16 protein-coding genes are annotated in these 19,884 nt (G+C 64.7%); 13 read left to right on the top strand and 3 right to left on the bottom strand.

All coding sequences use genetic code 11. The annotated features are described in order from the left end of the window. Positions 1-112: 112 nt before the first annotated feature. The 3 genes from BW994_RS20460 to BW994_RS14090 are packed head-to-tail and all read left to right on the top strand — an operon-like array spanning position 113 to position 1,277. Positions 113-421 (top strand): SH3-like domain-containing protein, encoded by a 309-nt coding sequence (locus BW994_RS20460; protein WP_029312478.1) that lies wholly within the window; start codon positions 113-115, stop codon positions 419-421. Further along, the gene (locus tag BW994_RS20455; protein ID WP_029312477.1) at positions 418-699 is read left to right on the top strand and encodes an SH3-like domain-containing protein; all 282 of its coding nucleotides are present in this window, start codon (positions 418-420) and stop codon (positions 697-699) included. Before BW994_RS20460 ends, BW994_RS20455 begins: the two co-directional genes overlap by 4 nt. Beyond that, positions 696-1,277 carry a nitrile hydratase subunit alpha gene (locus BW994_RS14090; protein WP_029312476.1) on the top strand — a complete coding sequence of 194 codons (582 nt, stop codon included), beginning with the start codon at positions 696-698 and terminating at the stop codon, positions 1,275-1,277. The genes BW994_RS20455 and BW994_RS14090 overlap by 4 nt, the downstream gene beginning before the upstream one ends. Before the next feature lie 22 nt (positions 1,278-1,299). On the opposite strand, the gene BW994_RS14085 is transcribed toward BW994_RS14090, so the two are convergent. Further along, positions 1,300-2,472: an isovaleryl-CoA dehydrogenase gene (locus BW994_RS14085; RefSeq protein ID WP_029312475.1), complete on the bottom strand. Its 1,173-nt coding sequence runs from the start codon at positions 2,470-2,472 to the stop codon at positions 1,300-1,302. Next, positions 2,459-2,863, bottom strand: coding sequence for a hypothetical protein (locus tag BW994_RS14080; RefSeq protein ID WP_051657434.1), 405 nt, complete (start codon positions 2,861-2,863; stop codon positions 2,459-2,461). The genes BW994_RS14085 and BW994_RS14080 overlap by 14 nt, the downstream gene beginning before the upstream one ends. Before the next feature lie 83 nt (positions 2,864-2,946). Here BW994_RS14080 and BW994_RS14075 point away from each other — a divergent pair, with 83 nt between their 5' ends. The 5 genes from BW994_RS14075 to BW994_RS14055 all read left to right on the top strand — a co-directional run bounded on the left by BW994_RS14075 (position 2,947) and on the right by BW994_RS14055 (position 11,579). Continuing rightward, positions 2,947-3,867, top strand: a complete 921-nt coding sequence (locus BW994_RS14075; RefSeq protein ID WP_029312473.1) for a glycine--tRNA ligase subunit alpha — start codon at positions 2,947-2,949, stop codon at positions 3,865-3,867. Beyond that, positions 3,864-5,873, top strand: coding sequence for a glycine--tRNA ligase subunit beta (gene glyS / locus BW994_RS14070; protein WP_029312472.1), 2,010 nt, complete (start codon positions 3,864-3,866; stop codon positions 5,871-5,873). Before BW994_RS14075 ends, glyS begins: the two co-directional genes overlap by 4 nt. Before the next feature lie 7 nt (positions 5,874-5,880). Further along, positions 5,881-8,550, top strand: a complete 2,670-nt coding sequence (gene ppdK / locus BW994_RS14065; RefSeq protein ID WP_029312471.1) for a pyruvate, phosphate dikinase — start codon at positions 5,881-5,883, stop codon at positions 8,548-8,550. A gap of 137 nt (positions 8,551-8,687) precedes the next feature. Next, on the top strand, positions 8,688-10,622 hold the full coding sequence (gene acs / locus BW994_RS14060; RefSeq protein WP_029312470.1) for an acetate--CoA ligase: 1,935 nt from the start codon (positions 8,688-8,690) through the stop codon (positions 10,620-10,622). A gap of 111 nt (positions 10,623-10,733) precedes the next feature. Beyond that, positions 10,734-11,579, top strand: coding sequence for an alpha/beta fold hydrolase (locus BW994_RS14055; protein WP_245594152.1), 846 nt, complete (start codon positions 10,734-10,736; stop codon positions 11,577-11,579). 259 nt (positions 11,580-11,838) lie between these two features. Here BW994_RS14055 and BW994_RS14050 read toward each other — a convergent pair whose 3' ends face one another. Continuing rightward, positions 11,839-12,813, bottom strand: a complete 975-nt coding sequence (locus BW994_RS14050; RefSeq protein ID WP_051657430.1) for a M14 family metallopeptidase — start codon at positions 12,811-12,813, stop codon at positions 11,839-11,841. Positions 12,814-12,885: 72 nt separating this feature from the next. Between BW994_RS14050 and BW994_RS19285 the strand changes: the two genes are divergently transcribed. The 5 genes from BW994_RS19285 to BW994_RS14030 all read left to right on the top strand — a co-directional run bounded on the left by BW994_RS19285 (position 12,886) and on the right by BW994_RS14030 (position 19,884). Then, positions 12,886-13,068: a hypothetical protein gene (locus tag BW994_RS19285; protein ID WP_217696465.1), complete on the top strand. Its 183-nt coding sequence runs from the start codon at positions 12,886-12,888 to the stop codon at positions 13,066-13,068. Next, positions 13,061-14,257, top strand: coding sequence for a glycosyltransferase (locus BW994_RS20450; protein WP_029312467.1), 1,197 nt, complete (start codon positions 13,061-13,063; stop codon positions 14,255-14,257). Before BW994_RS19285 ends, BW994_RS20450 begins: the two co-directional genes overlap by 8 nt. 49 nt (positions 14,258-14,306) lie before the next feature. Further along, positions 14,307-15,281, top strand: coding sequence for a mitochondrial fission ELM1 family protein (locus BW994_RS14040; protein WP_029312466.1), 975 nt, complete (start codon positions 14,307-14,309; stop codon positions 15,279-15,281). Between the two features lie 4 nt (positions 15,282-15,285). Continuing rightward, positions 15,286-17,202: a hypothetical protein gene (locus tag BW994_RS14035; protein WP_029312465.1), complete on the top strand. Its 1,917-nt coding sequence runs from the start codon at positions 15,286-15,288 to the stop codon at positions 17,200-17,202. A 63-nt stretch (positions 17,203-17,265) separates the two neighbouring features. After that, positions 17,266-19,884, top strand: coding sequence for an AsmA family protein (locus tag BW994_RS14030; protein WP_029312464.1), 2,619 nt, complete (start codon positions 17,266-17,268; stop codon positions 19,882-19,884).

Genomic DNA, 19,884 nt, shown 5'->3' with positions numbered 1-19,884 from the left:
TCACTGGCACGAACCCAAGTCAAGAAAGTTTTTTGTTTCTTTTTTACAAAAAAGAAATACTTCCTTCCCCTTTACCCTTGCCCCCTCGGGCCATTTATGATGGGTTCCCGGTATGGACCAGGACGAGCCCAGAGCGATGCACGATATCGGCGGTGTGCCGCGCTTTTTGTGCGAGCCGGTCGATCCGTCGCCGCACAGCCTGACCGAGTTCGATCGTACGGTCGATGCGATTCGTCAGATCCTGGGTCAGAAGCAGGTCATGTCGGTCGATGAACTGCGCCGCGGCATCGAATCACTGCCCGAGGCGACCTATTTCGGCTTGTCGTATTATGAGCGCTGGCTGCGCTCGATCACCGCGATCCTGCTCGAAAAATCGGTCATCACCGAGGCTGAATTGATGGCGGCGGCAACCGCGCCATGAGCCTGGCACCCGGCACCAGCGTGCGCGTCAAGGCCGATTGGCCGGAGCTGCGCGGCCGCTGCCATATCCGCACGCCGCATTACGTGCGCGGCGAGACCGGCACGATCCTGCGCCATCTCGGTGATTTTCCGAACCCCGAAGACCTCGCGTTCGCCCGCCCCGCCGCCGCGACGCCGCTCTATCATGTCCGGTTCGATCAACCATCGCTGTGGGGTGAGGGCGCGCCGGGCGATGACATCGTGATCGAATTATTCGCCCATTGGCTGGAGCCGCTATGACGATCGCGACGCTCGACCACGACACGCTGCTGAAGGCGTTGCAACGCGTGCTGGCGGACAAGGACATTGCCCGGCCGGATGAAATCGCCGAGCGCATCCGCATCACCGATGCCGGCACACCGGCCCAGGGGGCGCGCATGGTGGCCAAGGCCTGGTGCGACCCGGCATTCCGCACGCTCATGCTGGCGGATGGGGCCAGCGCCGCCGCGCTGCTCGACATTCCGATGCGTGGCGCCCCGCCGCTCGGCGTGCTGGAAAACACCGCCGATCTGCATCATCTGGTCGTCTGCACCCTGTGCAGCTGCTACCCGCGCGCGGTGTTGGGATATCCGCCGTTCTGGTTCAAATCCGCCGCCTATCGGGCACGCGCGGTGCGCGATCCACTGGGGTTGTTGACCGAATTCGGCACCACCCTGCCAGCGTCCACCGCGCTGCGCGTGGTCGACAGCACGGCGGATTACCGCTGGATGGTGCTGCCGCTGCGCCCGCACGGCACCGAAAACTGGAGCGAGGCCGAGCTTGCCAGCCTGGTGCACGCGGGCGACATGATCGGTGTGACTATCCCCACCGTCGCTTGAGGCGGCGCCTGACCACTGCGGGTCAGGCGGTTTCCTTGAACAATTCCCGCCCGATCAACATGCGGCGGATTTCCGAGGTGCCGGCGCCGATTTCGTAGAGTTTGGCGTCGCGCAGCAGGCGGCCGGTCGCGTAATCGTTGATGTAGCCGTTGCCGCCGAGGCATTGGATGGCTTCGAGCGCCATCCAGGTCGCGCGTTCGGCGGCGTAGAGAATGGCGCCGGCGGCGTCCTTGCGGCTGGTCTGGCCGCGATCGCAGGCTTTCGCGACGGTGTACACATAGGATCGCGCGGCGGACAGGGTGACGTACATGTCCGCGAGTTTGCCCTGGATCAGCTGGAACTCGCCGATTTTCTGGCCGAATTGTTCGCGTTCGTGAACGTAGGGGACCACGATGTCGAGCGCGGCCTGCATGATGCCGAGCGGGCCGGCGGCAAGCACGGCGCGTTCGTAGTCGAGCCCGCTCATCAGCACGTTCACGCCGCGCCCGATGCCGCCGAGGACATTGGCTTCCGGCACCACGCAATCCTCGAACACCAACTCGCCGGTGTTGGAGCCGCGCATGCCCAGCTTGTCGAGTTTCTGGGCACACGAAAAGCCGGGCATGGTTTTTTCGACGATGAAGGCGGTGATGCCGCGAGCACCGGCCGTCATGTCGGTTTTGGCATACACCACCAGCGTATCGGCGTCCGGCCCGTTGGTGATCCACATTTTGGTGCCGTTGAGGATGTAGTGATCGGCTTTCTTGTCGGCGCGCAGCCGCATCGAGACCACGTCCGACCCGGCGTTGGGCTCGCTCATAGCGAGGGCGCCGACAGCGGTGCCGTCGAGCAGGCCGGGCAGATAGCGGCGGCGTTGCGCTTCGGTGCCGTTCAAATTGATCTGGTTGACGCAGAGATTGGAATGCGCGCCGTAGGACAGGCCGACCGAGGCGGAGGCGCGCGAGATTTCCTCCATCGCGACCGTGTGCGCGAGGTAGCCCATGCCGGCGCCGCCATATTCCTCGGGCACCGTGACGCCGAGCAGGCCCATCGCGCCGAATTTTTCCCACAGATCGGCGGGGAAGTCGTTGTCGCGGTCGATCGCGGCGGCGCGGGGTGCGATTTCGGCTTCGGCGAAGCGGCGGACGGAGTCGCGGAGCGCATCGATATCCGGGCCGAGGTCGAAATCGAGTGTCGCCTGATTATTGCCGTGCATGGTCGCTCCCTGTTGCGGTGCCGCCATTCGCCGGTGCGGCGGCTTCCAGCCAGCCCCACAGGCCGAACGCGGCCCCGATGATGCCTTCGGTGCCATTGTAATTCACCACGGCGGCAATGCCCACCGCCAGCGCCGCAACCCCGAGGGATCGGCGCGCCAAGGCGAAGGCGAGCAGGCCGAGGATGAGGGCAGCGATGCCGAACCAGCCCTCGTACTGCGCCCAGAGCACCGCCTGGCGCGGCACGCAGAACAGCGGGGCGTGGTGGCCGGCGCATACCGCCACGAAGGCGCGCGGCACGATGGTGAGTTGCCGAAACGCAATGGCGAGGGCCGAAACCGCCACGACCACGGCGATTCCGGTCTGATCCGCCCGGCTCAATCTTGCTCTCATGCCATCCGCCCCGTAATGGTGCATTGCGAAAACGCCCGCAAAGAAACGCCCATAAAGAATGCCATACCGCATACCATGAAATCATGACCGACCAGAAACCACCGCTGCCCGCCTCGCTGAGCTTTCAGGATATGATTTTGACGTTGCACCGCTTCTGGGCGGCGCAAGGCTGCGTGATTTTGCAGCCCTACGATGTCGAGATGGGGGCGGGCACGTTTCATCCGGCAACCACATTGCGCGCGCTGGGGCCGAAGCCCTGGGCAGCGGCCTATGTGCAGCCCTCGCGCCGGCCGTCCGACGGGCGGTACGGCGAGAACCCGAACCGGTTGCAGCATTATTATCAGTATCAGGTGATCATCAAGCCATCGCCGGCGGATGCGCAGGATCTGCTGCTCGATAGTTACCGGGCGATCGGGCTCGACCCGCTGCTGCATGATTTCCGCTTCGTCGAGGACGATTGGGAAAGCCCGACCTTGGGCGCCTGGGGGCTCGGCTGGGAGATATGGTGCGACGGGATGGAGGTGGGGCAGTTCACCTATTTCCAGCAAGTCGGCGGCATTGCGGTCGATCTGCCGAGTTTCGAGATGACCTATGGGCTGGAGCGGCTGGCGATGTATGTCCAGGGGGTCGAGAACGTCTATGATCTGCGGTTCAACGACGCGGGCAATGCGCGGTCGCTGACCTATGGCGATGTGTTTTTGCGCGCCGAGCGCGATTATTCGACGCATAATTTCGAGGCTGCGAACACCGACATGTTGATCCGCCATTTCGCCGATGCGGAGGTGGAGTGCGCGGCGTTGGTTGAGCGCGGTCTGGCGCAGCCGGCCTATGATTACTGCATCAAGGCGAGCCATCTGTTCAATCTGCTCGATGCGCGGGGCGTGATTTCGGTGGCCGAGCGGGCGAGTTACATCGGCCGGGTGCGGGCGCTGGCGAAGGCGTGCGCCGAGGTGTGGGTTGCGGGGGAACGAGGTTCGATGTCAGCAAGTGGATCGCCCCAATGACTGAGTTGTTCGTTGAACTCTTTTCGGAGGAGATTCCAGCGGGGATGCAAGTCTTGGCGGCATATACCCTGCGGAGCTTGTGCGAAAAACACCTAAGTCCAATCGCATTCCGCCCCAGGTTGCAATTTTCTGGCCCAAGGCGGATCGCTGTTTTGGGGACAGTGGATGGCGGCGTGTTCCCCGTTGTTAAGGAATTGCGGGGGCCAAAAACTACTGCTCTTGATCATGCAATCGAAGGTTTTCTTCGAAAAAATGCTGCCGTTCGTAACGATCTTATTGAAGAAAACGGACACTATCTACTTCGACGTCAGGAGCCCATGCGCTCGGCCAATGATTTCATAGTAAAAGAGCTTAGCGATGTGCTGTTGAAATTTCCATGGCCTAAATCCATGCGCTGGGGGCAGAGCGGTACCCTCTTGTGGGTGCGTCCTCTTCGGCGAATCGTCTGCCTGTTAGACCATCGAGTAGTTCCTCTTGTTGTAGGCCCAATTACGGCTTCGAATTTGTCTGAAGGACATCGGTTTCTAGCACCGGGCACCTTCAAGGTCGTCAATGCGGCGCAATGGCAGGCGGAGTTGCTGCGGCGGCGGGTGATCGCCGATGCGCCGGCCCGCCGCGCGATGATCGCGGATGGGTTGCAGCGCGAAGCGCAGGCGCTGGGGCTGAGCATCGTCAAGGATGATGGATTGCTCGATGAAGTGACCGGGCTGGTGGAATATCCGGTGCCGCTGATCGGGCGGATCGAGCAGCGCTTCATGGCGTTGCCGCCGGAAGTCCGCGAATTGTCGATGAAGGTGAACCAGCGGTATTTCTCGACGCGCGATGCAGTGGGGGAACCCGCGCCGTATTTCGCGTTCGTTGCGAATATCGAGGCGAGCGATGGCGGTGCCGCGATCATTGCCGGTAACGAGCGCGTGTTGCGGGCGCGGCTGGCGGATGCTGAGCATTTCTGGGCGCAGGATCGGCAGCATCCGCTGGAGGATTATCTGCCGAAGCTGAAATCGGTGGTGTTTCATGCGAAGTTGGGAACGCAGTTCGAGCGCGCCGAGCGGATTGCGAAGCTGGCGCGGGAGATCGCGGAAAAACTTGGCGCGGATAGCCAGGAGATTGATGCGGCGGAACGGGCCGGGCGGCTGTGCAAGGCTGACCTCGTAACCGGCATGGTCGGCGAGTTTCCCGAATTGCAGGGCATCATGGGCGGGTATTATGCGGGCGAGGCGGTCGGTGCCGCAATCCGCAGGCATTATCAGCCGAAAGGACCATCCGATGAGGTGCCGCAGGGGATTGTGCCCTGCGCCGTCGCACTGGCGGACAAACTCGATACGCTACGGGAATTTTTTAGGATCGGTGAGACGCCGACGGGTTCGGGCGATCCCTATGCGCTGCGGCGAGCAGCACTCGGCGTCGTTCGCATCATTCTCGAAAACGACTTGCAACTGCATTTGCGGTCGTTGCTCGATGATGCTGTGTTTGACTTCCTCATCGAGCGGTTCCGGGTCAAACTGCGCGGCGAAGGCAAGCGATTTGACGTCGTCAACGCCATTCTCGCGAATATGGCCGACGACGATCTTTTGCGCATTCAACAACGTGGTGATGCGCTCGAATCATTCACCAAGACCGATGATGGCGCGAACCTGCTTGTCGCCTACCGGCGCGGGGTTAACATCCTGCGGATCGAAAACGAGAAGGATGGCCCGCATGTCGGCGAAGTTGATGAGTCAGCTCTCGTCGAGGACGCGGAGATCAAGCTGTCGATCGCGATCCATACGCTTGAGACGAGACTCAGTCACGCGCCTCATTTGAACGGACCCGGCGTTCTGGATCAGCGAAATTTTGATACAGCACTGCAAGGATTGGCGTCGCTGAGAAGCCCGGTCGATGCTTTTTTCAAGGACGTAACCGTCAACGCCGAAGACCCCGCGCTGCGCCGCAATCGCCTCCGTCTCCTCGCCAAACTGCGCGATGTCATGCATCGCGTTGCCGATTTCTCGAAACTGGAAGGGTAACCCCGCCATGAGCAAATATGTCTATAGTTTCGGCCCCGGTGCCAGCGATGGTAGTGCGGCGCTCAAGAATTTGCTGGGTGGCAAGGGTGCCAACCTCGCCGAAATGGCGAGCATCGGGTTGCCGGTGCCGCCCGGCTTCACCATCACCACCGAGGTCTGCACCGAATTCTACGACAACGACAAGCAGTATCCCGCCGCCTTGCGCGCCGAGGTCGATGCGGCGCTGGCCAAGGTGGAGCAGGGCGTCGGCCTTGGCTTTGGTGACAAGACCAAGCCGCTGCTCGTCTCGGTCCGCTCCGGCGCGCGGGTCTCGATGCCGGGGATGATGGATACCGTGCTCAACCTCGGCCTGAATGACGAGACGGTGGCCGGCCTCGCCGCAGCATCCGGCGATGCGCGGTTTGCCTGGGATTCCTATCGGCGTTTCATCCAGATGTATGGTTCGGTCGTGCTCGGTGTCGCGCATCACCGGTTCGAGGAGATCATCGAAACCGTCAAGATCGATGAAGGCACCATCGAAGACACGCAACTCACAGCACAGGACTGGCAGCGCGTGGTCGAGGACTATCAGGCGGTCGTGCTCGCCGAAACCGGCAAGCCGTTTCCGCAGGACCCGCATGATCAGCTGTGGGGCGCGATCGGTGCCGTGTTCGGCTCGTGGATGAACCAGCGCGCCATCACCTATCGCCGCCTGCACGAAATCCCGGCCAACTGGGGCACCGCGGTCACGGTGCAGGCCATGGTGTTCGGCAACATGGGCGATGATTGCGCCACCGGCGTGTGCTTCACGCGTGATCCCTCGACCGGGCTCAATGAATTCTATGGCGAATACCTGCCGAACGCGCAGGGCGAAGACGTGGTCGCAGGTATCCGCACGCCGCGCCCGTTGTCGAACTCCTATGCCAAGCCTGGCGAGTTGAGCATGGAGGCAACCCTGCCCGAAGCCTATGCCGAGCTCAACCGGGTGCGCGAGACGCTCGAGCGGCATTACCACGATATGCAGGACATCGAGTTCACCATCCAGCGCAACAAATTATATATGTTGCAAACCCGCAATGGAAAACGCACCGCCAACGCCAGCGTACGGATTGCGGTGGAAATGGCGCAGGCTGGACTGATCGATCAGCGCGAGGCGGTCATGCGGGTCAATCCGCAATCGCTCGATCAATTGCTGCACCCCACGCTCGATCCCAAGGCTGTGCGCAAACTGCTCGCCAAGGGCCTGCCGGCGTCGCCGGGTGCGGCCTCCGGCCTCGTGGTGTTCTCGGCCGATGAAGCCGAAATGCGCGCGCAAAAGGGCGAGGCGGTCATTCTGGTGCGGATCGAGACCAGCCCTGAGGATATTCACGGCATGCACGCGGCGCGCGGCATTCTGACCACGCGTGGCGGCATGACCAGCCACGCCGCCGTGGTGGCGCGCGGCATGGGGCGGCCCTGCGTCGCGGGGGCCGGCGGTATTCATGTCGATTACGGCACGAAAACGCTCACCGCTGGCGGCGTCAGCGTGCGGGCCGGCGACACCATCACGCTCGATGGCGCGACCGGTGAGATTTTTGCGGGCTTCGTGCCGATGATCGAACCCGCTCTGTCCGGTGATTTCGCGATTTTGATGGGCTGGGCTGATGAAATCCGCCGGCTCAAAGTGCGCGCCAACGCCGAAACCCCGCTCGATGCCGAGACCGCCCGCAAATTCGGCGCCGAAGGCATCGGCCTGTCGCGCACCGAGCACATGTTCTTCGACCCCGAGCGGATCGGCGCGGTCCGCCAGATGATCATGGCGAACGACGAGACCGGGCGGCGCGTCGCCCTCGAAAAACTGCTGCCCTATCAACGCCAGGATTTCGTCGAATTGTTCCGCATCATGGCTGGCCTGCCGGTCACGATCCGCCTGCTCGACCCGCCGCTGCATGAATTCCTGCCGCATGGCGATGCCGAACTCGAAGACGTCGCCCACAGCCTCGGCATGAGCATGGACGCAATCCGCCAGCGCGCCGGCGAACTCTCCGAAGCCAACCCGATGCTCGGCCATCGCGGTTGCCGCCTCGGCATTTCCTATCCGGAAATCTACGAGATGCAGGCGCGCGCCATTTTCGAAGCGGCACTCGACGTCGCCAAGGAAACCGGCAGCGCACCGGTGCCGGAAATCATGATCCCGCTGGTCGGCATGAAGCGCGAACTCGACATCACCCGCGCGCAGATCGACGCGATTGCCAAATCCGTGTTCGCGGCAGCGGGCAGCACGATCGAATACAGCGTCGGCACCATGATCGAACTGCCGCGCGCCGCGCTGACCGCCGATACCATCGCGCAATCGGCCGATTTTTTCTCGTTCGGCACCAACGACCTGACCCAGACGGTGTTCGGCCTGTCGCGCGACGACGCCGGCAAATTCCTGCCGAAATACGTCGAATCCGGCATTCTGCCGAAAGACCCGTTCGTGTCGATCGATGTCGAAGGTGTCGGTGCGATGATCCGCATCGCCGCCGAAAAAGGCCGTGCCACCAAACCGGACCTCAAACTCGGCATCTGCGGCGAACACGGCGGCGATCCGGCCTCGATCAGTTTCTGTGAAGAGATCGGGCTGGATTATGTCTCGTGCAGCCCCTACCGCGTGCCGGTCGCGCGCCTTGCCGCCGCACAGGCGGCGATCGGCATCGCGGCGGACCGGACGGCCTGACACTTGCGTGGCGAGCGGGCACGGCCTCTGGCCTTGCTCGCTCCAAACTTGCCGCCGGTCGAATTCAGTGACTTATGCCCTTCCGGTCGCGTGCGATTTTTGGCATACGTGTTGGAAACGTATCGGAGGAAACAACAATGTCGCATCCTACACTCGTCAAAGTCATGCCGGAGATTGCGGCGCACGCGCTGGTCGATCGGGCTCGGTATGATGAAATGGCCGCGCAAGCGGCCACGGACCCTGACACCTTCTGGGCGGCGGAGAAGGACCGGATCGACTGGATCACGGTGCCGACCAAAATCAAGAACACCTCCTTCACCGGCGATGTTTCGATCAAATGGTTCGAGGATGGCGTGTTGAACGCCTCGGTGAACTGCCTCGATCGGCACCTGGCGACGCGGGGGGATCAGGTGGCGATCATCTGGGAGGGCGATGACCCGAGCCAGAGCCGGCATGTCACCTATCGGGAGTTGCACGCCGATGTCTGCCGGATGGCGAATGTTCTGGTCGCACTCGGCGCGAAAAAGGGCGACCGGATCACGATTTACCTGCCGATGATCGTCGAGGCCGCGGTGGCGCTGCTGGCGTGTGCGCGGATCGGCGCGATCCACTCGGTGGTGTTCGGCGGGTTTTCACCCGATAGCCTGGCGAACCGGATTCAGGATTGTGATTCCAATATTCTGATCACCGCCGACGAAGGCCGGCGCGGCGGGCGGAAAGTGCCGTTGAAGGCGAATGTCGACGCGGCGTTGAAATCCTGCCCGATGCTGAAATCCGTCGTGGTGGTGAAGGCGACCGGCGGCGATGTTGCGATGATGGCGGGCCGCGATGTCTGGTATCATGAAGCCGCGGGCGCGGTGCCGGCCGAATGCCCGCCGGAGCCGATGAACGCAGAAGATCCGCTGTTCATTCTCTATACGTCGGGTTCGACCGGCAAACCGAAGGGCGTGCTGCACACCACCGGCGGCTACATGGTGTGGGCGAGCTTCACGCATCAATACGTGTTCGATTATCACGAGGGCGAGGTTTACTGGTGCACCGCCGATGTCGGCTGGGTAACCGGGCACACCTACATCGTGTACGGGCCGCTGGCGAACGGGGCGACCACGCTGATGTTCGAGGGGATTCCGAATTACCCCGATACCTCGCGCTTCTGGCAGGTGGTGGACAAGCACAAGGTCAATATTTTCTACACCGCCCCCACCGCGATCCGCGCGCTGATGCGCGATGGCGAGGCGCCGGTCAAACGCACCTCGCGCGCATCGTTGCGCATCCTGGGTTCGGTCGGGGAGCCGATCAATCCCGAAGCCTGGTATTGGTACAGCCACGTGATCGGCGATGATCGCTGCCCGGTGGTCGATACCTGGTGGCAGACCGAGACCGGCGGGATCCTGATCACCGGATTGGCCGGCGCGGTCGATCAGAAGCCGGGGTCGGCCACGCTGCCGCTGCCCGGCGTCAAGCCGGTGCTGGTGGATGCCGAGGGCCACGAACTCGCCGGCGCGACCGAGGGCAATCTGTGCCTCGCAGATAGCTGGCCGGGGCAGATGCGCACGGTCTACGGTGATCACGAACGCTTCATCCAGACCTATTTCTCGACCTTCCCTGGGTATTACTTCTCGGGCGATGGCGCGCGGCGCGATGAGGATGGGTATTACTGGATCACCGGGCGGGTCGATGACGTGATCAACGTCTCGGGTCATCGGATGGGCACGGCGGAGGTGGAATCCGCACTCGTCGCGCATCCGAAAGTCGCCGAGGCGGCGGTGGTCGGCTTTCCGCATGACATCAAAGGTCAGGGCATCTACGCCTATGTGACGCTGATCAGCGGCGAGGAGCCGACCGAGGCCTTGCGGAAGGAATTGATCGTGTGGGTGCGCAAGGAAATCGGGCCGATCGCGGCACCCGATGAAATCCAGTGGGCGCCCGGCCTGCCGAAGACCCGCTCGGGCAAGATCATGCGGCGGATTCTGCGCAAGATCGCGGCAAACGAGACCGATAGTCTCGGTGATACCTCGACCCTCGCCGATCCCGGCGTGGTCGATGATCTCGTGGCGAACCGTGCGGCTTGAGCATCGGGTTTCGCGTCGGGCAGAGGGTGTGTTGCGTAGCCCTCTGCCCTGCCGCGCCCTTGAACGATCGGACTGCACACCGGGCGATCCCGCCTGCCAACAGGAGCCAAAATGGAACACATGATCGAACACGAAGCCGGCAAGGTGCATCGGGTTTTGGGGTCGGGTGGCGTCGGCTTGCATGTGCGCGAATGGGGGCCGGAGCACGCGCAACCGATCCTGTTCATTCACGGCTGGTCAGCCTGCTACCTCGCCTGGCACAATCAGTTCGATTCCGCCCTGCGCGAAAAATATCGGATCGTGTGCATGGATCTGCGCGGGCACGGATTTTCCGACAAGCCGCTCGACCCCGAAATGTATCAGACCGGCGCGCATTGGGCGGATGATATCGCCGCCGTGATGATCGCGCTCGCGCTGAAACGACCCGTGCTGGTCGGCTGGAGCTACGGCGGGTTCGTGATCTCGGATTACCTGGCGCGGCACGGCAGCAAAAACGTCGGCGCGGTCAATTTCGTCGGCGCGGCAGTCATCTCGTCGAACCCGCCAAGCCATATCGGTGAACGATTCATCGACGGCGCCTTGATGGCAGCCAGCGAAGACCCCGCCGTGATGATCGAAGGCGTGCGCCACGTCGTCCACGCCACAACCTACGGGCCCCTGCCGGTCGCCGATACCGAACGCGCCCTCGTCGCACTCGGACTGACGCCGCCCGCCGTGCGGGCCTTCCTGCTGATGCGCACACTGGATTTCACGACAACACTCGAAACACTCGACCGGCCCTGCCTGATCAGCCAAGGCAATGAAGATTGCGTCGTCCTGCCCTCAATGGCCGAACACATCGCATCACACGTCCCCCACGCAAAACTCTCCCGCTACGCCGCCTGCGGACACGCCCCCCAACAAGAACACCCCGACCGCTTCAACAACGAACTGGCCGCCTTGGTCGAGTCCCTGTGATTCTGGCGGGGCTTGGGTGCTGGGTTGAGTCAGTAAGGCGAGGGGCTTTGCCCCCTCGACCCCCACTAAGGGCTTAGCCCTTAGAACCCGCTAGTTTTAGGTAAGGGGAGGGCTACCCAGGCCAGATCAGTTGAACCACCGAGGCAGCGCCCTCCCCTTACCTAAAACTAATGGATTTTAAAGGCTCCGCCTTTAACGGGGTCCAGGGGCAGAGCCCCTGGCCTTGCTTGCTTAACCCAGCACCCAAGCCCCATCAGCATTACTGGAACTTCGCCAGGCGGACGGCGGTGTGGCCGCGGCCGGTGCGGTGGCTGGGCATGACGAGGAGGCATTGATCGTGGGGGGTGCGGACTTCGGCGATGCCGTCGTAGGCGAGGATTGTACCGCTTGTGGGGATGATTTCGCCGCCGCGGAAGGGGCGCACGAAGGCGAAGCGTCCGGTGGTGGCGGTGACGACGCGGGTGACTTCGGCGAAGCGGGGTGGGGTGGTTTGGGTGGGTTGTGGCGGGTTGGGGAGCATGCCGGCGTGGTGGAGCAGGGCGGTGATGCTGGCGCTCATTTGGGTAACGGTGGGGGTTTGCCAGTGTTGGCCGGCTTCGACGAGGACGGAGGCGGCGTCGCCGTGTTCGGCGGTGAAGCGGGGGTAGTCGATCAGGCGTTTACCGCCGGCGTGGCCGCAATCGGCGACGACGAGGTTGGGGGTGCCGATGTTGAGTGCGAGGGTTTTGCCGCGTGCGCCTTGGCCGCAGAGGAGCAGGGGGTCGGAGGGCCAGAGCATCGAGTGCAGGTCGAGCACCCAATCGGCGCTATCGACGATACTGCGCATGGCGCGGGCGCGTTGGAGTTCGAGGGAGGTGCGCGGGCCTTCGAGGGTTGCGATGTCCCACACGCGGTTCATGTCTTCATCGATGAAGCGTGAGGCGATGGGGTTGCCGGCGTCGAACCGGGCGAAGGCTTCGATGTTGCCGAAACCGAGGGTGAGGCGGCCGCGTTCGGGGCGGATGCCGGCGCGGAGCAGGGCGTCGATGGCGATGGCGCCGGCGATTTCGTTGCCGTGCATCAGGCCGATGATCAGGACGTGCGGGCCGGAGCGGGTGGCGGCGAAGCTGGTGAAGCCGGGCAGGCCGGTGTTGCCGGGGAGCCAGGGTGTGATGTCGGGTGGGCGCAGGGCGACGGTGAAGCGCGGCAGGTCATTCGCTTCCTGAGATTGCGCGGGCGCGGTAATAGCTTCCATCACCGTGCATATTCCGATCGATCAGGCAGAAGGTTTTTCCACGCCATGGCGTCAGTCTAACCGGAGATGAAAATGCTGCAACCGTGCGAGCAGGTGGGGGTAGGGAAGGGAAGCTCTGCTTTTTTGAAAAAAAACAGCAAAAAACTTTTATTGGTTTTGGCCACCGGCGTTTTCGCGCGCACCGCCCTAACGAATAAAAGTTTTTTTGCTTCTTTTTTTACAAAAAAAGAAGAACTTGCTGCCTTCCATGTCTAACCGCCTGAGCCTGGCGCACCGAGCCTGGCGCATCCTGCCGCCCGGTGCGCGGCGCGCAGGATTGCGCGCGGTGGCGACGGCGCTGGCGCCGCGGGCGGATGCGGTGGCACCGGCAGCGAGCACCGGCGTCGTGGTTGCCGGCGAGATGGCGCGGATTTCCGGCCTGGGTGAGGCGGCAAGGGTGTTGCAGGCCGGGGTGCGGGCGCTGGTGCCATTGGTGGGGGCGGTGGAATTGGGCGTGTTGCGGCGGCCGGTGCCGGCGGATTTGCCGGCGGGGGCGGCGGTGTTGCTGCATGTGAATGCGCCGTCGATCCCATTGATGCTGGCGCGGGCGCCGCAGGATTATTTGCGCGGGCATCGGGTGGTCGGGGTGTGGAACTGGGAGTTGGAGGCGCTGCCGCGATCGTGGCGCGGCGGGGCGCGGTTCGTGCATGAAATCTGGGCGCCATCGGCGTTCACCAAGGCGGCGATCGAGCAAGTGTATCCGGGGATGGTGCGGCTGGTGCCGTATCCGCTGGGTGCCGTGGATTTGATCGAGGCGCGGGCGCGGCGGGGGCTGTTCGATTTGCCGGCGGAGGCGGTGGTGACGGTCGTGATCGCGAATCTGGGCGCGAGTTTCGCGCGGAAGAATCCGTTGGCGGCGATTGCGGCGCATCGGTCGGCGTTCGGGAATCGGGCGGACCGGATTTTGGTGTTGAAGCTGGCGGGCGGGGCGGCGTTTCCGGCGGATATGGCGGTGCTGCGGGGCGCGATCGGCGGGGTGGGAAATATTCGGCTGGTCGATGCGGTGTGGTCGGGCGAGACGCTGCGGGCGTTGCTGGCGAGTGCCGATATCGTGATGAGCCTGCATCGCGCCGAGGGGTTCGGGCTGGTGCCGGCGGAGGCGATGCTGCGGGGGATTGCGGTGGTGGCGACCGGATGGTCCGGCACGCTGCAGTTCATGGATGAGACGAGTGCGGCGCTGGTGTCGTATCGGCTGGTGCCGGTCGATGATCCGCGCGGTGATTACGAAGGGGCGGCGAGCTTGTGGGCGGCGCCGGATGTGGGCCATGCGGCGGCGCTGCTGCGTGAATTGGCCGAGGATGCCGGGCGGCGGGCGGCGCTGGCGGCGCGGGGGCAGGCGTTTGCGCGGGCGGCGCTGGGCGGTGAGGCGCTGGCGGCGGCGCTGGCTGCAAACGGCATCAGTTGACGAAATCGGGAGGTGGACCCAAAACGCCGCCATGGCCGTTTTGCCCCTTATGACCGACGAGCGCGCGATCGTGACGCTCGATGCTGACAATCCGGTGACCGCGCGGATTTTATGTACCGACCTGGCGGGGCTGCGCAACCAGGCGCTGGGCCTTGCCGAGGCGGCGGGGTTTGCGACCGATAACCGGGTGATCGTGCCGAAGGCGCCGTGGAATTATTTGTCGCCGATGCTGTGGCCGCGCGCGACCTGTGCGGTGGAGGCGGGCGCGCTGGCCGGGCCGGATGGCGATTTGATGATCGGTGCGGGCGGCGCGGCGGCGCGGTTGGTGGCGGCGCTGCGGCGACCCGATCTGCCGGCGGTGATCATTCAGCATCCGCGGATGGATGCGGACCGGTTCGATGCGATCATCGCGGCACCGCATGATGCGATCACCGGGCCGAACGTGATCGTCGCGCGGACCGCGATGCATCGGGTGACACCGGCGCGGTTGGCCGAGGCGCGGGCGGTTTGGGCGCCGATGTTCGCGCATCTGCCGCGGCCGCTGGTCGCCGTGCTGATCGGCGGGTCGAACGGGCGGTATCGGCTGGACACCGCGGCGGCACGGCAGATTGCGGACGGGTTGGCCGGCATGATGGATGCTGACAGGGCGAGCGTGATGCTGACCCCCTCGCGCCGGACCGATGCGGCGGCGCGGGCGATGTTTCAGGAAACGCTGGCACCGCGCGGCGCGTGGGTGTGGGACATGGCCGGCGACAATCCGTATTTCGGGATGCTGGCGCTGGCCGACGCGATCGTGGTGACGGCGGATTCGGTTTCGATGGTGTCCGAGGCGGTGGCGACTGCGGCGCCGGTGATGCTGGCGCGGTTGCCGGGCAAATCGACGCGGATCGGTGCGTTCATGGATGACATGGTGGCGTGCGGCCGGGCGCGCGATTTTGCCGGCCGGCTCGAGATGTGGCCGGTGACGCCGCTGGACGATACGCCGATGGCGGCCGGCGAATTGCGCCGCCGCCTGGGGATGTGAGGCGATGCTCGAGATCGATACGTTCGACAATGTGAAGGGCGGCAACGCGGTCTACAAGGCGCTGTCGCATCCGCTGGCGGCGGAGCGGCTGGTGGTTCTGGCTGAAACGTTGGCCGCGCGCGGGACGGTTGCGGTGTATGATCCGGAGCGGATTTTCGCCCCGCTGCGGGCGTTGGCGCCGGCGTTTCCGGTTGCCGGGGTCTATGTGCATGACACGCTGGCTTTGGGTGAGATGCGGGCGGGGTTCGCGACGCTGCCGTTGACCGCGCTGGCGGAGAGCGGGGCGGCGACGGTGCTGATCGCGGCGTTCGATGCGGCGCGGCTGGCCGAGCGGGTGAAAATCCTGGCCCCGGTGGGGACGAAAATCCTGACGCTGGATGAAGTGCGGCTGCCGGATGCGATGCTGACCAACCGGCGGCGCTATCTGGACCCGCTGAATTTCGCGACCAATTTCGTGTTCTTCCGCGATGACGACCGGATGGCGACGCGGCTGGTGACGGCGAATTACTGGTCCGGCTACGGCGGGCACGCGGTGCGGCTGTGGTGCCGGTTGTTCGATGCGGCGGGTGCGGTGCTGGCGGAATTCGAACGGGCGATCCCCGATCATGCCGGTACGATCAGCCTGAGCAGCGCCGAGGTGCGGCGGGCGCATAATATCGGGCCCTTCACCGGGCAATTGTTCGTGCACGCAATCGGCGTCGCGGGGCATGACGTGGTGAAATACGCGCTCGATACCTATGCGACCGATGGCGGGGCGAGTTTGTCCTGCACGCATGATGCCAATGCCTGGCCCTCCGAGCGGTTCGCCGGGCTGCCGGCGCCGCGGGATGACGAGCGGGTGGTGCTGTGGGTGCAGAACAGCCACGCGGTGGCGATTCCGGCCGGTGCGATCGGGTTCGACCGGATGGGTGCGGAGGCGCCGGTGCTGTTGGAGAAGGCGATTCCGGCGTTTGCGACCCGCGCGATCGATGTCGGCACGGTGCTGCCCGACCTGCGCTGGCCGGCGCAGATCGAGGTGCGGGCCGGGCGGCATGTGGTGCGGCCGCGCTACGAGGTGGTGCGCAACGGACGGACACGGATGGCGCATATCAATGTCGAGCGGGCCGATCTGCGGCCCGATCAATCGTTGAAAACCCTGTCGCCGCTGTTGGGGCGGGGGTTTTTATTGCCGTTTCCGATCCTGCCGCGCGCGCATTACACCTCGGTCGCGCTGCCGACGCCGATGGCACATGACCAGGCCGATCTGCCGATCCGGCTCGATGTGTTCGCGCCGGATGGATCGAAAATCGCCGAGCGGGCCTATGGCGCGCTACCGCGTGATCATGATGTGGCGATCGATCTCGATGATATCCTGGCCCCGGATGCGCTGCCGGACGGCGGGCACGGCGAGCTGGTGTATGATTTCGCGTCCGGCGGTGAGGCGGATGGCTGGCTGCACGGGCTGTTCCGCTACGAGTTGCGCGATGGCAGCCACGCCGCCGAGACCAGTTTCGGCGCGCATATGTTCAATACGGTGATGACCTGGAAGGGCGAGCCGCAATCCTACGCCGGGCCGCCGCCGGGGCTGACGACGCGGCTGTTTCTGGATCTGGGCACGGCGGCGACGCCGAGTTTTTGTGTGCTGGTGTATCCCGCCTCGGCGGCGTGGCATCCGTATTCATCGACGATGCTGCACCTGCACGACGCAACCGGGGCGGCGGTGGCCGAGATGCCGCTGGCGATCGCCTGTTCGGGCTCGGCACTGGTCGAGCCATGGCGGGTGTTCGGGGCGGCTGATCTGGCGCGTGCGGCGGGGGGGTATGTGATCATTCGTGATCTGACGTGCCGGTTGTTCGGCTACCACGGCAAGCGCCAGCAAACGCAACGCCAACAAACGCAACCTGCGGGCGCGTTTTCTTTCGATCATATGTTCGGCTTCTGAATTAATCGCAATGCGGCCGTCGTCTGCTCGCGAAGGTCAGCAAAAGCCCGTATGCGGAATATCATGCAGAAATCTAGTACAGTTCGCCGCATTGCGCTGATCGTCGTTGCGCTCGTGATCGTCGTGCCGGTGGCGGCGGTGGCGATTTTTGTCGCGACGTTCAATCCGGATTCGTACAAACCGCGCATCATCGCGGCGGTGGAGCAGGCGACCGGGCGGCAGCTGACCATTACCGGGCCGCTGCACATGACGCTCTCGCTGGTGCCGACGATTTCGGCGAGCGGGATTACGCTGGCCAATCCGCCCGGCTATGCCGATGCCGATATGGCGAGCCTGCAGCGGATCGAGGCGCAGGTGGCGCTGCTGCCGCTGCTGAGCCACCGGATCGATATCATCAAGCTCGCGCTGATCGACCCGGTGATCACGCTGGAATACGGGCCGACCGGCACGCCCAACTGGCTGTTCGACCATGGATCGAGCGCCCCGGCCTCGACCGGTGCGGCCCCTGCGCGGGCTTCGGCCGGGCATGGCATCGCGCTGCAATCGGTCTCGATCGAGAACGGCACGATCACCTACAAGCCGCCGGCGGCGCTGGTGCCGTTGCAGCCAGGGCAGGTCGCTGCGGCAGCGGCGCCGACCGTGTTGACCATCGTGCATTTTACCGGCAGTGCCGCATCGCTCGCAGCACCGCTGCATGTATCGATGCAGGCGCAATACGATTCCCAGCCGTTCTCGCTGACCGGGACCACCGGGCCGGTCTCGCGCCTGAGCGGCGGGGATGGCGTGTGGCCGGTCGATGTTACGCTCGGTGCGCAGAATGCGACCCTGCGGCTGAAGGGGAGCATCGCGCATCCACGGCATCTTGACGGCTACGCGCTCGATCTGCATGCGGCGATCCCCGATCTGGCGGCGCTCGATCCTTATGCGGCCGGGTTCAACCTGCCGCCGTTGCAGACGGTGGCGTTTGCCGCCCAGATCACCCAGGCCGATCAGGCGACGCCGGGGCTGCCGACGATCAGCAACGCGAGCCTGACCGCCGGGCAATCGAACCTGGATACCTGGCGCAAGGGGCTGTCGATTTCGTCGTTGAACGCGACCATGGCCTCGCTCGATCAGCCGTTGAACATCGCGCTGGCGGGGCAGTATCAGGGCAAGCCGGTCGGGCTCGAAGGGACGGCCGGGCCGCTCGGGCCGATTTTGGTGGCCGCCCTCGGCACGCCGGTGCCCAAGTCCGCGCCGGCCAACACGGGTGAGCGGTTCGCGGTTAATCTCGCGGCGAAGGTGGGCAATGCGCAGTTCGGCGTGGCCGGCGGTATTGCGAGCCCGGCGAAACTTGCCGGGGTCGCGCTGAAAATCACGGCGCGGGTGCCCAATCTGGCACATCTTTCGGATCTGGCGGGTCGCCCGTTGCCGGCCTGGACCAATATCGGCCTGTCCGGCCTGCTGACCGATCCGGGCGGGCAGGGGCTGTCGCGCGTGATCGGGCTCGATAGTCTGGCGGTCACCGCCGATCAGGGACAGTTCGGCGGTGCGTTCAGCCTGACGCGGGGGGCGACGCCGGATTTGCAGGCGGTGATCAACGCGCCGCGGATCGATCTGACGGCGCTGCTGCAAGCGATGCCGAAGCCGGCGGCGGGCGGCACGACCGCGCCGCAAGCTGCCGTGCCGCCCAGCGCCGCGGATGCCGGGGATTTGATTCCGGCGACGCCGCTGCCGTTCGGCCTGCTGCGGCAGGGGGATGGCAATGTCGAACTGACGATCGGGCAGTTGATGTACGACGGCGCGACCTATGATGCGATCACCGCGCACGGGTTGCTGCATGACGGTGTGCTGAATGTGCGGCCGATCACCGCGGAGCTGCCGGGTGGGTCGATCAGCGGGACCGTGGCGATCGATGCGACGGCCAATCCGCCGCGGGTGCATGTGACCGAGGCGGCGCCGGCGTTCCGGCTGGCACCGCTGCTGACGGTGCTGGGTCTGCCGAACAGTGCGGCGGCGACCGTGCAACTGTATGCCGATCTTGCGGGGCAGGGGAATACGCCGCGGGGGATTGCGGCGACGTTGAACGGCACGTTGGGGGTTTCGACGGTGAACGGCGAAATCGATGGTGCGCTGCTTGATCGGTTGTTCGGTTCCTCGCTCAGCGCGGCGGGGTTGCCGGCCTCGATGGTCGGGGCGCAGGGGCCGGTCATGGTGCGCTGCTTTGCCGGGCGGCTGGATGCGCGTAACGGCCTCGCCAATGTGCGGGCGCTGACGCTGGATTCCAGCCGGATGTATCTGACCGGGACCGGTTCGCTCGATCTGGGTGCGGAGCGGCTTAATCTGATTCTGCGCCCGACCGTGCGGGTGGGGACGGGGTCGGCGCCGATCCCGGTTTCGGTGAGCGGCACGTTTGCGCATCCGCGTGAGGGGATTGCGCCGGCCGGGGATTATGGCGCGACGGCGGCGGCGCTGGCGCGGCAGCTTGGGCATAATGGCGGCACGGTGCTGGGGCGGCTCGCGCAGAATCTCGGGCTTGCGCCGAAGCCGGCCGATCCGCAGAGCTGCACCGGTGCGCTGGCCCTGGCGCGGCTGGGTCATGCCGGTCCGATGCCGAGCGGGCCGGCGGGGGGGACGTTGCCGGCGCCGGGTGGGGCGCCGGCGCGTGGGCCGCAGAATTTGCTGAACTCGTTGTTTCACTGA

Source organism: Acidiphilium rubrum (genome assembly GCF_900156265.1).
In the GTDB taxonomy this organism is placed as follows: domain Bacteria; phylum Pseudomonadota; class Alphaproteobacteria; order Acetobacterales; family Acetobacteraceae; genus Acidiphilium; species Acidiphilium rubrum.
This window is presented reverse-complemented; position numbering and strand designations above follow the sequence as displayed.

What these genes read in the sequence shown, in the direction of transcription:
- BW994_RS20460 (WP_029312478.1), top strand. Translation starts at nt 113, where the DNA reads ATGGACCAGGACGAGCCCAGAGCGATGCACGATATCGGCGGTGTGCCG.
- BW994_RS20455 (WP_029312477.1), top strand. Translation starts at nt 418, where the DNA reads ATGAGCCTGGCACCCGGCACCAGCGTGCGCGTCAAGGCCGATTGGCCG.
- BW994_RS14090 (WP_029312476.1), top strand. Translation starts at nt 696, where the DNA reads ATGACGATCGCGACGCTCGACCACGACACGCTGCTGAAGGCGTTGCAA.
- BW994_RS14085 (WP_029312475.1), bottom strand. Translation starts at nt 2,472, where the DNA reads ATGCACGGCAATAATCAGGCGACACTCGATTTCGACCTCGGCCCGGAT.
- BW994_RS14080 (WP_051657434.1), bottom strand. Translation starts at nt 2,863, where the DNA reads ATGAGAGCAAGATTGAGCCGGGCGGATCAGACCGGAATCGCCGTGGTC.
- BW994_RS14075 (WP_029312473.1), top strand. Translation starts at nt 2,947, where the DNA reads ATGACCGACCAGAAACCACCGCTGCCCGCCTCGCTGAGCTTTCAGGAT.
- glyS (WP_029312472.1), top strand. Translation starts at nt 3,864, where the DNA reads ATGACTGAGTTGTTCGTTGAACTCTTTTCGGAGGAGATTCCAGCGGGG.
- ppdK (WP_029312471.1), top strand. Translation starts at nt 5,881, where the DNA reads ATGAGCAAATATGTCTATAGTTTCGGCCCCGGTGCCAGCGATGGTAGT.
- acs (WP_029312470.1), top strand. Translation starts at nt 8,688, where the DNA reads ATGTCGCATCCTACACTCGTCAAAGTCATGCCGGAGATTGCGGCGCAC.
- BW994_RS14055 (WP_245594152.1), top strand. Translation starts at nt 10,734, where the DNA reads ATGGAACACATGATCGAACACGAAGCCGGCAAGGTGCATCGGGTTTTG.
- BW994_RS14050 (WP_051657430.1), bottom strand. Translation starts at nt 12,813, where the DNA reads ATGGAAGCTATTACCGCGCCCGCGCAATCTCAGGAAGCGAATGACCTG.
- BW994_RS19285 (WP_217696465.1), top strand. Translation starts at nt 12,886, where the DNA reads ATGCTGCAACCGTGCGAGCAGGTGGGGGTAGGGAAGGGAAGCTCTGCT.
- BW994_RS20450 (WP_029312467.1), top strand. Translation starts at nt 13,061, where the DNA reads ATGTCTAACCGCCTGAGCCTGGCGCACCGAGCCTGGCGCATCCTGCCG.
- BW994_RS14040 (WP_029312466.1), top strand. Translation starts at nt 14,307, where the DNA reads ATGACCGACGAGCGCGCGATCGTGACGCTCGATGCTGACAATCCGGTG.
- BW994_RS14035 (WP_029312465.1), top strand. Translation starts at nt 15,286, where the DNA reads ATGCTCGAGATCGATACGTTCGACAATGTGAAGGGCGGCAACGCGGTC.
- BW994_RS14030 (WP_029312464.1), top strand. Translation starts at nt 17,266, where the DNA reads ATGCAGAAATCTAGTACAGTTCGCCGCATTGCGCTGATCGTCGTTGCG.